Origin of the sequence: Moraxella sp. CTOTU47579 (assembly GCF_032004885.1) — a bacterium.
Lineage (GTDB): Bacteria > Pseudomonadota > Gammaproteobacteria > Pseudomonadales > Moraxellaceae > Faucicola > Faucicola tetraodonis.
On sequence record NZ_DALZOJ010000011.1, the window covers coordinates 1 to 14,255 of the forward strand.

A 14,255-nucleotide genomic window follows, 5' to 3' on the forward strand; every position below is an offset into this window, starting at 1 on the left:
CGCTCTAGCCTTTGCTTATCATTGGCTGAAGCTTTGAATGTTCAACAGAACCTAGTATCAAACAAAATTTATTAAGGTATTCATCATGACCGCAAAAATGCAAATTCGTAATCTACAGTTTTATTACGGTAAATTTTTAGCCCTTAAAAATATCAACATCGATATCGCTGACAAAAAAGTCACCGCGTTTATTGGACCGTCAGGTTGTGGTAAATCAACGTTACTGCGTACCTTCAACCGTATGTATGACCTATACCCAGGCATGAGTGCCACGGGTGAAATTAACCTAGATGGACAAAACATCTTGGATAAATCGGTGGACGTCAACTTGCTGCGTGCTCGCGTGGGTATGGTATTCCAAAAACCAACGCCATTTCCGATGTCAATTTATGACAACGTGGCATTTGGTGTGCGTCTGTACGAAAGCTTAAGCCGTGCTGAGCTAGACGAGCGCGTTGAATGGGCGCTCAAAAAATCGGCACTATGGAATGAAGTCAAAGATAAACTTAAAGCATCGGGTCTGTCATTGTCGGGTGGTCAGCAGCAGCGTCTGTGTATCGCCCGCGGTGTGGCAACCCGTCCTGAAGTATTGCTACTAGACGAACCCACCTCGGCACTTGACCCTATCTCAACAGGCTCAATTGAAGATTTGATTTCAGACCTAAAAAATGATTACACCATCGCCATCGTCACTCACAACATGCAGCAAGCGGCACGGGTGTCTGACTATACCGCGTTTATGTACTTGGGCGAAATGATGGAAATGGGGGATACTGATAAAATGTTCACAAACCCAGACCGTAAAGAAACTGAAGAATACATCACGGGTAAATTCGGCTAGGTTATTTTGTTATTAGGCGATCTGCGCGTCATTTAGTCAATCACAATACCTCGCTACTTTGCTGCTGCGGGGTATTTTTTTGCCTAAACTTCTAAGCACAATCAAAGTAAAATAAATATTGATAACGATTCTCATTTACACTATAATTCGCAAATTGTCATTATTTTTTTTATTATTTATTCGTGTTTACTTTTAAGGATGTTTTATGTTGAGCCGTACTTTTACCTTATCAATATTACCTCTAGCGATATCTGCATTACTATTGACGGCTTGCCAAAAAACCGAACAAAAAACCGACGTAGCACCTGCTGCAAGTGCAACGACTAACGCTTCTGCAGTCACAGCGTCGGCGCAGAGCTCAGTTGATTTGAGTAAAGAAACGGCGGAATACAAAGCTTGGGTACAAACCCAAATTGATAGCTTGCTCGCCGATACCCAAAAATTTGTCGCACTGCTCGAAGCGGGTAAATTAGAAGAGGCGAAGGCGTTATACCCAAAAGTACGCATGTATTATGAGCGCTCAGAGCCGATTGCTGAAAGTTTTGGCGACCTTGACCCACGTATCGACAACCGTGAAGCCGACCTTGAGCCCAATGAAGTATGGACAGGGTTCCATGCGATTGAAAAAATCTTGTGGACACAAAATACCACCAAAGGCACTGAAAAACTGGGTAAACAACTGATTGCAGATGTCAAAGAATTGCACGCCAAAATTCCAACGGCAGAGGTCACAGGCGACTTGATGGTACAAGGTTCAGTAGATTTGCTCAATGAAGTATCAACAAGCAAAATCACCGGCGAAGAAGAAATTTTCTCGCACACAGACTTGTATGATTTTAAAGCCAATATTGAAGGCGCAGAGAAAATATTTGCCATTTTAAAACCAAAAATCCAAGCCAAAAACCCGGCGTTAGTCACGGAGCTTGAGCAAAAATTTGACGCAGTCAACCAACTACTTGCCAAACACCAAGTCGGGCAACAAGATTATAAATCCTATAAAGAGCTAACCCCTGCAGATACCAAAGCGCTAGCCGAAGCAGTGAATAAACTCGGTGAACCCTTAGCGCAGATGGGCATTGTATTGCAATAAGTGAAAGGTGAAGCAAAAAATTGCTTCACTTTACGGTTTTAGGGTGGAATAAAAAGGTCAGTAGCAAGTTAGGGGCAGTATGAAACATAGTGAATTAGATAAGCAAGCGCAAGAAACAGGGGTGGGATTAAAAACGTCAAATCGTCGCAGTTTTTTACGCCAATTTGGTGCGCTCAGTGTCGCAGGCGCAGGTTTAGCCGTGTCGGCCTGTCAGCAAAAACCAAGCGAAAACTTACCTAACTTGCAAGCTTTGGATAGTAATCAGTCCAAAGATAGCGATAAAAACGAAAATCCTAAACATGCTGGTAGTGATGCCAATACTACCAAAAATAGTTTTGCGGATGTCAAATATGATTTTTATGGCGAACACCAAGCAGGCATTACCACGCCGTCACAGCGTAATATTTATTTTTTGGTGATGGATTTACATACCGATAAGCTTGATGATGTCAAACAGATGTTCAAAGACTGGACAACCTATGCGGCCAATTTGACGCAAGGTAAAAACATCAAAGCGTACGAAAAAAACCCGTTTGTGCCCCCAACCGACACAGGCGAAGCAGACAGTATGGGCGCGTACGGATTGACGTTGACCTTTGGGATTAGCCCAAGTTTTCTAAAAAAAATGGGACTTACCCATAAGCAGCCCAAAGAATTCCAAGACTTGCCCAAGTTCCCGCGCGATCAATTACGAGAAAATTTGACGGGGGGTGATATCTGTATTCAAGCCTGCGCCGAAGATGCCCAAGTGGCGTTCCACGCGGTACGGCAACTGGTTCGCCAAGCGCGTTCTAATATTACCATGCGTTGGAGTCAGTCAGGTTTTGTTGGGTTTGATACCGGTGACCATACGCCCCGTAATTTATTCGGTTTTAAAGACGGCACTGCCAACCAAAGCACCATCAAAGCTGCGGACAAAAACTTATGGGCGGACGCGCCTGATTGGATGAAAGGCGGCACTTATTTGGTCACCCGCGTCATTCAGATGCATCTTGAAACTTGGGATCGCACCTCGCTTAAAGGTCAAGAAGATACCTTTGGTCGACATCGTGATAGCGGCGCGGCGATTGGACAAAAAGGCGAATTTGACACCTTTGATGTGCACGCCAAAGACGCGCAGGGTAAAGCAGTGATACCTGAAATTTCCCACATGGGACTGGCAAAAAGCACAGGCGTGGAGATGCTACGCCGTTCGTATTCTTACAGTAGCGGCATTAACCCAGCCACGGGGCAGTTTGATTCAGGGCTGCTGTTTATTTCATTTCAAAAATCGCCCGAGCAATTTATCATCATCCAAAATGCCCTAGGTCGTCTTGATAAAATGAATGAATACACCACCCACATTGGCAGTGGGCTATTTGCTTGTTTCGGTGGTATTCCGCAGGGTGGCTATATTGGACAAGCATTATTTGAAGCTTAAGGTTAAAATGCAACCTGCATCAGTTAAAAATAGACGGTTCAAAACACACGCTTAAAAATAGGCGGTTCAAAAAACACGCTTAAAAACAGACGGTTAAAAAGCTACTCATGAAAAACATCACCCAAAAAACCCTGCTAAGTTTTGGCCTAGCCAGTTCGCTGCTCATCACCAGTCAAGGCTTACAAGCGCAGCAACCAACGCCTGCAAGTGCACAGATAGCGACGCAAGCCAGTCAACCAGCCAGCAAAAAGTTGAATTTAAGCCCTATTTTTATCAACCTATCCGACGCGATGGCAGCGATTAAAGCCAAGGATACTTCAAAAGCCAAGGATACCCTTGCGCAAATTCAAACAGCCTTTGATGCCATAGATGCAACGGCAAAAAATTCCACACTTGGGCAACAGACAAGCCAAGCAATTGGGCAAGCCATCAGCAACCCCACAGAAGCCAATTTATCAGCCGTGTCAAATGCGTTATATGCCTTTGAAAAAGAACAAAATCCTGTGGATTACAGCGCGAAGCGAAAAGAGTTTGCCAAAAAAATGGTACCGGCGTATGACAATCTTAATCAAGTCATACAAGGTGCAGCAGCGACAGATGTCGAAGCATTACGGGCGGCTTACAACCAGTTTAATGCAGTTTGGCTAGGTAATGAGCGGGTCGTGCGCAATACCAGTATGGGGCACTACGGCAAAATCGAAACATCCATGGCGCTGATGCGAGTGGCGATTGAAACGCAACCCATTAATATGGCGCAAATCAAAACCCAATCTGCTGCGCTAAAAGACGCCATCGACAGTTATAACAAAGGTGACGTAGCCGCTGTACAAACCACACAAACAGTCACCTTGGCGGATAGTATCCAGTTACTGCGCGATGGTTTACAGGCGTTTAAAACAAACGACGCAGCAACTGGTCAAGCCAAGTTAGGCGAGTTTATTAGTATATGGCCAACGGTCGAAGGCGATGTTAGTACGCGTAACCCCAGTTTATATAATCGGGTGGAAAGTCAAATCCCGCTAGCCATGGCGAAGGGGCAAGACCCTAAACAGCAGCAAACACTGCAATCGATTATCAATGAATTGGCAGCAATCAATCCAACAGCCCAATATACCGCGGTTGACTCGATGCTGATATTGCTTCGAGAAGGGTTGGAAGCCTTATTGATTGTCATCTCGCTGTTATCGGCTTTAACCGCTGCCAAACAAGTCAAAGCCAAAAAATGGGTGTATGCTGGCGTGGCTTTTGGCTTACTTGCCAGTATCGCAGGCGCGATGGCATTACAGCTATTATTCCCTGCGGTGACTTCTGCCGCCAATCGTGAGATGTTTGAAGGGGTGATAGGCATCGTTGCGGTCATTATGATGATTGGCATTGGCGCGTGGCTGCATAGCAAATCATCCGTCCAATCATGGAACGCTTATATCAAGCGTCATATGGGACAGGCCATGACGGCAGGTAGCTTTGTGTCGTTATTTGGATTGAGCTTTTTATCCGTGTTTCGAGAAGGCGCAGAGACCATATTGTTTTATGTCGGTATATTACCCAATATCAGCATGAGTAATTTCTTAACTGGGATTGGTTTGGCGCTTGTAGCACTGGCAGCAGTGGCTTGGGCGATGCTAAAAACCTCAGTTAAATTACCGATTCCACAGTTGTTTAAAGTCTTAACTTGGGTGATTTATTTACTGGGCTTTAAGATTTTAGGTGTCAGTTTGCACGCCCTGCAATTGACAGGGTATCTGCCGATGACCGCCATGAGCCGCTTGCCCGCCATTGAATGGCTAGGATTTTACCCAACGCTACAGACATTTTTGGCACAAATCGGCTATATTATTATCCTTATTGGTATCAATCTTTGGATGAAAAACCATCAACGTCAGCAAACGGCTGCGGTGGCATAACTTTTCACCAAAGAAAATCAACGGCATAAAAAAATGGGTAAAACTTGTTTACCCATTTGGTTGTAGCGCCTAGTTCATAACGCATAGTCTAAACTAAGCTATAGACTATTATACTACGCCGTTTTTTCGATACGCTCGCGCTGGGATTGACCTTGCCATAAGCCTTCTAGGTCATAAAACGTGCGGGCTTGTGGCATCATCACATGCACCACCACAGCGCCCAAATCAATCAAGGTCCAATCACTGGTGCCTTGACCTTCCACACCAATCGGATTAAATCCTGCTTGCTTCGATTTCATCGCGACATGGTCGGCAACCGCTTTAAGGTGGCGGGTAGATGTCCCTTCGGCAATCACGATACGCTCCATGACTTCAGTCATATCAGCAACATCGAGTACGGTAATGTTTTTGGCTTTTAGATCATCCAAGGCATCTTGAACGATGTCAAGGCAAGTGGTTAACTGTTGGTGGGCAGGGTGTTGATTGACTAAACTAGCAAATTGGGTATCGGTCATAAATGCGTGGGTTCCATGGATTGGGTCATAATGATTAGGTTATAAGAGTAGCTTAAAATAGGATCATGACAATCCTAAAAAAAGTGCGCTATTTTAACAAAAATCTAACACACAGGTTATCAAAAAATGTAAATCAATATCAGGCTACATGTGGGGCATATAACTGATGCTCAACAATATACCGATAAACTTGACTCGGTAAACTTAGCCGCGCTTGCTGTCGTTGCCGAGCTTCTACGCTGTATAGCCAAGCTCTGATATCACTACTGGCGATATCAGGCACGACAAACTTATCAATATAAATATGGTTAGTGGTTTGATTTATCAAGTCTTTTGGCGAATGAATGATAAAAGGCACTAGCCGATTATCAATATTTATATTAGGGGGTTTATCCGTATTGGCCAAAGCATTTTGGTTTAAGTTTTGGTGTAAAGTGTGGCTTAAATTGTGGCTAAGGCTGCCCAAGGCAGGACGGGGTAGCACCCATAGATTGGTCAGCGAAAGCAGCTCAAAGCCGCGATACCATTTATCAAGTTGTTCAACACTGTCTTGCCCAAGGACAAAAATCAGTAGGTCATTGGGATAACGCTGTTTAAATTCACTCAAGGTATGAAAGCTATACACAGGCGGCTGACACTGCAGCTCAGTCTTATCAATCGACAAAAAAGGCACATCGTCAATCGCAAGCGCAAGCATTTCAAGGCGCTGGTGGTTGGAAGTTGGCTGGGTTTTTAGGGGCGAACCTGCGGTAGGCAATAATTTGGCGATGATATCAACGTTGGGGAAGGCGCGCATGAGCTCATGGTACACATGCGCAATCATCTGTAAATGCGCCAAATGTACCGGATCAAATGAGCCACCCAACCAGACACGAATACAGCGAGGCATTGTCATAACCACAAACCCAATATAAATTTAGGGTAAAGAAAACTAACATCCTTCATCATCACTGACACATCTTACGGTTGGTTTGGCGGTTCATCGGTTGGTACATTGCGCACAAAAATTACTTTATGCTGATTGTCATTGGGGTAGCGCTCTTGTACCTCAAAATAGCGCGGATAGGCACGTAGAAAATCACTGAATTTGTTAAAGTTAAACAAGCGCGCATCAAAATCGGGCTCGACTTTTAGCAGATAGTTTTTGACAGGTGCGATATTTGCCCAGCCTTGGTCATCCGCCATACTTGAGATGGCAAGCTTGACCAAAGTGATGGCGACATCCACAGGCTTCATCTGATTACCTTTAGTGGAGAACAGCATATCAGCAGAGTCATAAAAATCTACCGTCGAAGGGGTTTGGTTTTCTTCAAAAAACTCAAGATAAGTAAAACGGTCACAGGCTTGCACAAAAGGCTTGGGCGTGGTGCTACGACCAAAACCATACACCAATAACCCTTGCTCACGAATACGCTGGGCAAGTCGGGTAAAGTCGCTGTCAGACGACACCAAACAAAACCCATCAAAACGCTCGGTATACAACAAATCCATCGCATCAATGATTAAGCTTGCATCGGTAGCATTTTTACCCGTGGTGTAGCTAAATTGCTGGATCGGCTGAATAGAGTAGCTCAGTAACACATTTTTCCAGCTGTTTAATTGTGGGCGCGTCCAATCACCATACGCGCGTCGAACGCTACTAATCCCGAGCGTGGCAATTTCAGACAACAGCGCATCAAGATGATTGACTGACGCATTGTCAGCATCAATCAATACGGCAAGTCGGGCGTCAACGCTCGTTGAATAGTTCTGCGAATGTGCCATGTTGGTCACCCAGCGATAAAGTTAGATGTGGTTGAGCGACATTTTACCATAAAGCAATTTTTGGGCATAACAGATTGTGGCGCACTAGCCTAGTGGTGGGAAAATAGCCTATTCAGCGAAAAATAGGCGAGTGGTTGCACAGTAGCCTTGCATTGCATTTAAGCTGATATCCTGTGTGACAGGCAATTGTGACAGACAACAAAAAGGTGAGTGTCAAACTCACCTTTTTTTAAATATAAACGCTTAAAACTCACCGCTATCGGCTTGAACGGCTGTGAGCGCAATGGTATAGACAATATCTTCAACCAAGGCGCCACGCGACAAGTCATTCACAGGCTTATTTAAGCCTTGCAGCATAGGACCGACGCTTACCACGTTAGCAGAGCGCTGCACCGCTTTATAAGTGGTATTGCCAGTGTTCAAATCTGGGAAGATAAACACATTGGCTTGACCTGCCACCAGCGAGTTTGGCGCTTTGGACTTTGCCACGCTTGCGACACTGGCAGCGTCATATTGTAACGGCCCATCAATGAGTAAATCAGGTGCTTTGGCTTTGGCGATTTCGGTGGCTTGACGCACTTTATCCACGTCTGCGCCTTCACCTGATGAACCCGTCGAGTAACTAATCATGGCAACTTTGGGTTCGATACCAAACGCTTTGGCAGATTGGGCGGATTGTAGGGCGATTTCAGCCAACTGTTCTGCGGTAGGGTCTGGGTTGATGGCACAGTCACCATACACCACCACTTGCTCAGGCAGTAGCATAAAGAAAATTGACGAAACCAGTGAATACTGCGGCGCTGTTTTAATTAACTGAAACGCAGGGCGGACGGTATTGGCGGTGGTATGTACGGCGCCAGATACCAGACCATCGACTTCACCCAAGTGCAGCATCATGGTACCCAGTACGACGGTGTCTTTGAGCTGCTCACGGGCTTGTAGTTCATCGAGTTTGCCTTTACGGCGCTCAACCATAGGCTTGACGTACTTGTCAATCAAGGTCTCTGGGTCAAGAATCTGCAGGCCTTCAGGTAGGGTGAGCCCCAAGTTCTTGGCAACCTCTTCGACCTCACTGCGTTTGGCAAGTAAGATACAATGGGCAATACCACGATTTTGACAGATGACCGCCGCTTCAACCGTACGTGGCTCATTGCCCTCAGGCAATACGATGGTTTTTTTGGCGGCTTGGGCTTTTTTGACCAAGGTATGACGAAAAGCCGAAGGCGAGAGTTTGCGGTTGTTGTTGCCTTGACTAAAAGTGGTTTTGATCCAGTCCAAATCCAAATGCGCGGCGACAAAATCGGTGACTTCACTGGCGCGAGTGGTATCATCTGCGGGGATTTCATGGCTGATGTGGTTAAGTTTGGTAACAGTATCAAAGCTGTCAGTGTCAACCAGCATCACAGGAATCCCTGTTTTTAGAGCGGGGCGACACAGATTGATAATCTTTTGGTTCGGCACGATACCGCCTGTCAGAATAAGACCTGCTAGCGGTACACCATTCATGGTGCTAAGCGCAGTCGCCAAAATCAAATCGTCTCGGTCGCCTGCCGTCACCAGTAAGTTACCACGGGTGAAAGAATCTTCAATATTGGCAACGGTACGCGCAACCAGTAAAGTATTGAGCACACGACGGTTTTTGGCGTCGCCTTCATTGAGCCATTTGGCATCAAGCTCACGAGCCACATCCCAGGTACGGGGGACACTTAAGGTGTTACTAAAAGGCACTACGCCAATCAAGCGAAATTTATCGGAGTCAAAATAAGGCGAGTGGGATTTAATCGCCTGTAACTGCTCCGCTGCCAAATCAACTTTGGCTTTACCAGGCGCGACGGGTGCTTCATCATAGTGGTTGTCCACGTTTTTGACGCGCATCAAAATCGTGCCTAGCGTACGCTCGCTTGCCATACCGCCAAAATCACGGGCAAAAATATCTAGTTTGTCCACCAAACTATCAGGGTTTGCAATATCGCCACTACTGACCAAGATGACTTTGGCATCTAGCGCGTTGACGATGGCTAAATTCACCAATTCTGCATAACTTGAATCATTGTCGGCAGCCAGACCTTCACAGACGATAACGTCACATTGCTCAGCCAATGCTTGGTGTTTGGCAACCACTTCTTCCATCAAGTCATCTAACTGACCATCCCCAATCACGCGCTCTAAGCGGCTGCGGTCAATGGAGGGTGGCGGGTTTAAGTTAAAGGCATGTTTTGCAAGCACACTTGAGCTGTCATCACTCTCATGATTGGCAGTGATATTTTGGCTAAAGGGTTTTAAAAATCCGGCTTTTAGCCCGATATAATCAAGTGCACGGATAAAACCCAAACAAGCTGAGGTCAAGCCAATGCCGCTACTGGTAGGCACAAATAAAATAGTTTGCATGATAGTTCCTATTTGTTATTTTATTCAAACTAAAAACCCTGATGGGTCATCAGGGTGAGAGGGTTTATAAACCTAAGACTTCTTTGGTTTCTTTGGCGATTTGGTATTCTTCATCGGTCGGAATCACCCACAATTGCAGTAGGCTGTCGGCTTGGTGGAAGCTACCTTCGGCGCCGCGCGAGAGTTCAGCATTTTTTTCAAGATTCGCTTTGATGCCAAAATGCGGCAAGTTTTGTAAGATTTTTTGGCGAATTGAGGCGCTGTTTTCACCGATACCACCGGTAAAGACCAAGCCAGTAAAAGTCGGTAATGCACAGCTGAGTGAAGCGATATAACGGGCTGCTTTATAACAGAAAATTTCGATGGCAAGTTTGGCATCTTCGTTGCCTTCATTGGCGGCTTGCTCCACCGTGCGCATGTCGCTTGAGATACCTGAAATGCCCAACAACCCGCTTTGTTTATTTAAAATTGTATCAATTTGGTCAAGGCTATAGCCCAAAATACGGTGTAAGTGAATATGCAAACTTGGGTCAACATCACCACTGCGCGTACCCATGACCACACCTTCCAGTGGGGTCAGACCCATACTGGTGTCCAAGCTTTTGCCATCATACACAGCGGTTAACGAGCAACCATTGCCCAAATGTACCGTAATCCAACCATTGGCTTGGTCATGAGGGGCTAGGCTGTCAGCGCGGTGGCTGACATAGGCGTGCGAGCTACCATGAAAGCCATAGCGACGGATATAATGCTCATTGTACAAATCTTTTGGAATGGCATAGCGGTAGGCTTTGGCGGGCATGGTTTGGTGAAAGGCGGTATCAAACACGACCACTTGCGGTAAATCTGGGTAGATTTTTTCCACCGCTTCAATACCTAAGGCATGGGCGGGGTTATGCAGTGGTGCCAATACTTTTAGCCGTTTGACTTCCGCCAAGACATGGTCATTGACTTTTTCAGCATGAGAAAACTCACGTCCGCCATGCACCACACGGTGACCCACGGCAACGGGTTTGTAAGCTGCTAATAAACCCAATATTTTTTGCAGCGCCCATTGGTGATTGGCGCCTGCCAAAGAGATTTCGACTTTTTCCCCATTGAGGTCGGTGTGTTTGATACGTGCCGTGTCTAAGCCCAAGTTTTCCGCAAGACCGGCAACGCGCTCGCTGCTGTCATTGCTTAATAACGCGTATTTGATTGATGAAGACCCACAATTAAGTACTAAGATCGGATTTTGCATGGCTGTTCCTTTAGACAAGATCTTGTGCACTCCTTGCAACAAGCCCCTTCCTAACTGGATTAAATTTTAAGCTATCCTTGTCTTAAGTAATTTATTGTAGATTAAAAAAATTGTATTGTGGTAATTTTTTGCCAAATTTTTGTTGTCATCACTATAGCGAAAAAGCATATCACAATAACGATAGTTTCAACAAAATGAAAAAATAACAAAAATCATGGATTTAATGCTCATCTTTAGTAAGGTGAGATAATTGCTTATAAAACGCAAAAACAGCTACAATAACCCCATCGCAAATTTTATTTTTATACTTATTTTATTCTTAAAATTAAGGGCATTCATGCAAATTTCAAAACTATCCCCAACAATCGCCGTGCTGACGGTGATGTTGGCAACCCATATGCTGACAGGATGTGGGCAAAAAGGGGCATTGTACCTACCCAGCAACAATAGCCAACAAGTAGTCGATGCGGCCGCCAAACCGACCAGCACCACTGCCAATGCCTCTGATACCAAAGTCGATGTCAACATCCAAGATCCCAACGTCATGATTGATAATAGTGCAGCCCCAACGCCGCAATCAGCGCCTCACTCAGCGACCACGCCATCGGTGCCATCTGTGCCATCGGTTGGAGGTAAAAATGATTACTGATGATGCAGCTGCAAGTTTAGCGATCAACCCGACCGAACACGTCAAGTCAATCAACTGTCTGAGTTATGATGGCACTGCCTTGATGATGGATGGCGTCAGTCTTGCGGATATCGCAAAGACCTTCGGCACACCGACCTATGTGTATAGTCAGCAGTCGATTTTGGCAGCCTATAAAGCTTATGATGATAGTTTTACTGAGATTGAGCATCAGATTTGTTATGCGGTAAAAGCCAATAGTAACCTTGCGGTATTAAACGAACTTGCTAAAGCAGGGGCAGGGTTTGATATTGTTACAGGGGGCGAGCTTGCGCGGGTTTTGGTTGCGGGCGGCGACCCCAAAAAAATCGTATTTTCAGGACTTGGCAAAACCGCCGAAGATATCCGCACTGCCCTTGAAGTAGGGATTGCTTGCTTTAATGTCGAATCAGAAGCTGAGCTGTACCGCATCAATGCAGTGGCAGGCAAACTACAGCAGCAAGCGCCAATTTCGCTACGCGTCAATCCCAACGTCGACGCGCAAACCCATCCATATATCTCCACAGGGCTCAAAGAAAATAAATTCGGCATTACCCATGAAGATGCGCCCCGTATCTACCAAATTGCCCATGACTTACCGCACTTAAAAGTCGTCGGTATTGATTGTCATATTGGCTCGCAGTTGACCCAAGTTCAGCCTTTTATGGATGCATTGGATAAAGTCATTGAGATGATTCACGCACTTGCCAAGCAAGGTATTGCGCTTGAGCATATTGATTTGGGGGGTGGCTTGGGTGTGCAGTATATTGACGAAGACGTTGCAAGTATTGAAGAATTTGCGCAGTTACTGTTACCAAAACTGAAAACTTTAGGCTTAACACTCTATTTAGAGCCAGGTCGTAGCATCGTTGCCAATGCAGGTGTATTGTTGACCCGCGTGGATATTTTAAAACCTACCGAACACAAAAATTTTGCCATTGTCGATGCCGCGATGAATGATTTGATTCGTCCGGCACTTTATCAGTCAGAGATGGCGGTCATCCCCACACAGTTGAACTCACCGGTTGAACCCAAAGTATGGGATATGGTCGGGGCGATTTGTGAGACGGGCGACTTTTTGGCAAAAAACCGTGTGTTAGCGTTGGCTGACAATGATATCCTAGCCATCACAGGCGCAGGGGCGTATGGGTTTGTAATGTCGAGCAATTACAATAGCCGCCCTCGTGCTTGTGAAATCTTGGTCAAAGATGGTCACGCTCATGTGATTCGCGAGCGTGAAACGGTTGAGAGCCTTTGGCAAAAAGAAAAATTGGTAGATTAAATCTATCCTATAAGGTTTGCTGGCTTTGCTGGCAACGCTAAGCCTTATTTGTCCCGCTGAGCCCAAAACCTTAGAAACTGAAACCAAAACCTTAGTAACCGAGCCCAAATTTGCTTGACTTGCTAAGGTTTTTTTGTTCCTCAATTACCTTATAAAAAATCAGCTATCATGATAAGATAGCGTGCATAAATCAAAATAATTTTAAGGAATAACAATGTTAATTGAATTTACCAAAATGCATGGACTGGGGAATGACTTTATGGTCATTGACCTAGTCACACAGCGACTTCACTTGACCAAAGAGTTGGTAGCGTTGTTAGGGGATAGACACTTAGGCATTGGCTTTGACCAGTTGCTGATTGTTGAGCCGCCAAGCCGCCCTGATGTCGATTTTCGCTATCGTATTTTTAACAAAGATGGCAGTGAAGTGCAGCAATGCGGCAATGGCGCTAGATGTTTTGCCCGCTTTGTGCAGGCGCGTAAATTGTCATTTAAACAGCGTATTCGGGTGGAAACCGCCAGCGGTATTATCACCCTTAGCACCGATGATTATGGCTGGGTAAAAGTGGATATGGGAAAACCAAAATTCGAGCCCGATGAGATTCCTTTTACCCCCAAAACCATTACTAAAGTTCAAAACTCATATCGGCTCAATGTGGATGGTACGCCTGTGACACTCTATGTCGCCAATATGGGCAATCCCCATGCCGTCATCAAAGTAGATGATGTATTGACCGCTGAGGTGGAAAAACTCGGTAAAGCGATTGAGAGCCACCCTGCATTTCCTGAGCGTGTCAATGTGGGGTTTATGCAGGTGATGAATAATCGCCATATCCGTCTACGCGTCTATGAGCGCGGCGTGGGCGAAACGCAAGCCTGTGGTACGGGCGCGTGTGCTGCCGTTGCCACAGGGGTGCGTGAAGGCTGGCTAGATGAAGGCGTGGATATTCGAGCCCAGTTGTATGGCGGCAGTTTGGTGATTCGTTGGCAAGAAGGCTATCCTGTGTATATGACCGGTCCTGCGACCTTTGTGTACGAAGGGGTGTTTAGTCCTGAGGGTTTGATGGCAGGTGCGGGGCTGAAATTTGCGCCGGCGCAATCAAGTGAGGAACATCGCTCAGATGAGGGACATCCTTACCATGAATAG

The 14,255-nt window shown here is 45.7% G+C and carries 12 protein-coding genes; 7 read left to right on the forward strand and 5 right to left on the reverse strand.

Annotated features, from left to right (window positions below; all coding sequences use genetic code 11):
• The first annotated feature begins 85 nt into the window (after nt 1-85).
• The 4 genes from pstB to RTP55_RS08405 all read left to right on the forward strand — a co-directional run bounded on the left by pstB (nt 86) and on the right by RTP55_RS08405 (nt 5,255).
• A complete protein-coding gene (pstB, locus tag RTP55_RS08390) occupies nt 86-841 on the forward strand; it encodes a phosphate ABC transporter ATP-binding protein PstB (protein WP_159375112.1) in 756 nt (251 codons plus the stop codon).
• A gap of 205 nt (nt 842-1,046) precedes the next feature.
• Nucleotides 1,047-1,931: an iron uptake system protein EfeO gene (gene efeO, locus RTP55_RS08395; protein WP_095355921.1), complete on the forward strand. Its 885-nt coding sequence runs from the start codon at nt 1,047-1,049 to the stop codon at nt 1,929-1,931.
• A 79-nt stretch (nt 1,932-2,010) separates the two neighbouring features.
• Nucleotides 2,011-3,351 (forward strand): iron uptake transporter deferrochelatase/peroxidase subunit, encoded by a 1,341-nt coding sequence (efeB, locus tag RTP55_RS08400; protein WP_312385546.1) that lies wholly within the window; start codon nt 2,011-2,013, stop codon nt 3,349-3,351.
• 107 nt (nt 3,352-3,458) lie between these two features.
• On the forward strand, nt 3,459-5,255 hold the full coding sequence (locus RTP55_RS08405; protein WP_312385548.1) for an FTR1 family iron permease: 1,797 nt from the start codon (nt 3,459-3,461) through the stop codon (nt 5,253-5,255).
• Nucleotides 5,256-5,368: 113 nt separating this feature from the next.
• Here the strand turns inward: RTP55_RS08405 and rsfS are convergent, their stop codons facing one another.
• The 5 genes from rsfS to RTP55_RS08430 all read right to left on the reverse strand — a co-directional run bounded on the left by rsfS (nt 5,369) and on the right by RTP55_RS08430 (nt 11,162).
• Complete coding sequence (gene rsfS / locus RTP55_RS08410; RefSeq protein WP_312385550.1) at nt 5,369-5,770, reverse strand: ribosome silencing factor; 402 nt, start codon at nt 5,768-5,770, stop codon at nt 5,369-5,371.
• A 139-nt stretch (nt 5,771-5,909) separates the two neighbouring features.
• Nucleotides 5,910-6,665, reverse strand: coding sequence for a nicotinate (nicotinamide) nucleotide adenylyltransferase (gene nadD / locus RTP55_RS08415; RefSeq protein ID WP_312385552.1), 756 nt, complete (start codon nt 6,663-6,665; stop codon nt 5,910-5,912).
• Between the two features lie 65 nt (nt 6,666-6,730).
• A complete protein-coding gene (locus RTP55_RS08420; protein WP_007115203.1) occupies nt 6,731-7,534 on the reverse strand; it encodes an NYN domain-containing protein in 804 nt (267 codons plus the stop codon).
• Between the two features lie 243 nt (nt 7,535-7,777).
• Nucleotides 7,778-9,922 (reverse strand): phosphate acetyltransferase, encoded by a 2,145-nt coding sequence (pta, locus tag RTP55_RS08425; RefSeq protein ID WP_312385553.1) that lies wholly within the window; start codon nt 9,920-9,922, stop codon nt 7,778-7,780.
• A 64-nt stretch (nt 9,923-9,986) separates the two neighbouring features.
• Nucleotides 9,987-11,162 (reverse strand): acetate/propionate family kinase, encoded by a 1,176-nt coding sequence (locus RTP55_RS08430; RefSeq protein ID WP_312385555.1) that lies wholly within the window; start codon nt 11,160-11,162, stop codon nt 9,987-9,989.
• A gap of 337 nt (nt 11,163-11,499) precedes the next feature.
• On the opposite strand from RTP55_RS08430, the gene lptM reads away from it, so the two are divergent.
• The 3 genes from lptM to dapF all read left to right on the forward strand — a co-directional run bounded on the left by lptM (nt 11,500) and on the right by dapF (nt 14,255).
• A complete protein-coding gene (gene lptM / locus RTP55_RS08435; RefSeq protein ID WP_312385557.1) occupies nt 11,500-11,811 on the forward strand; it encodes an LPS translocon maturation chaperone LptM in 312 nt (103 codons plus the stop codon).
• Nucleotides 11,801-13,108: a diaminopimelate decarboxylase gene (gene lysA / locus RTP55_RS08440; RefSeq protein ID WP_409418430.1), complete on the forward strand. Its 1,308-nt coding sequence runs from the start codon at nt 11,801-11,803 to the stop codon at nt 13,106-13,108. Before lptM ends, lysA begins: the two co-directional genes overlap by 11 nt.
• Nucleotides 13,109-13,322: 214 nt before the next feature.
• A complete protein-coding gene (dapF, locus tag RTP55_RS08445; protein WP_096489232.1) occupies nt 13,323-14,255 on the forward strand; it encodes a diaminopimelate epimerase in 933 nt (310 codons plus the stop codon).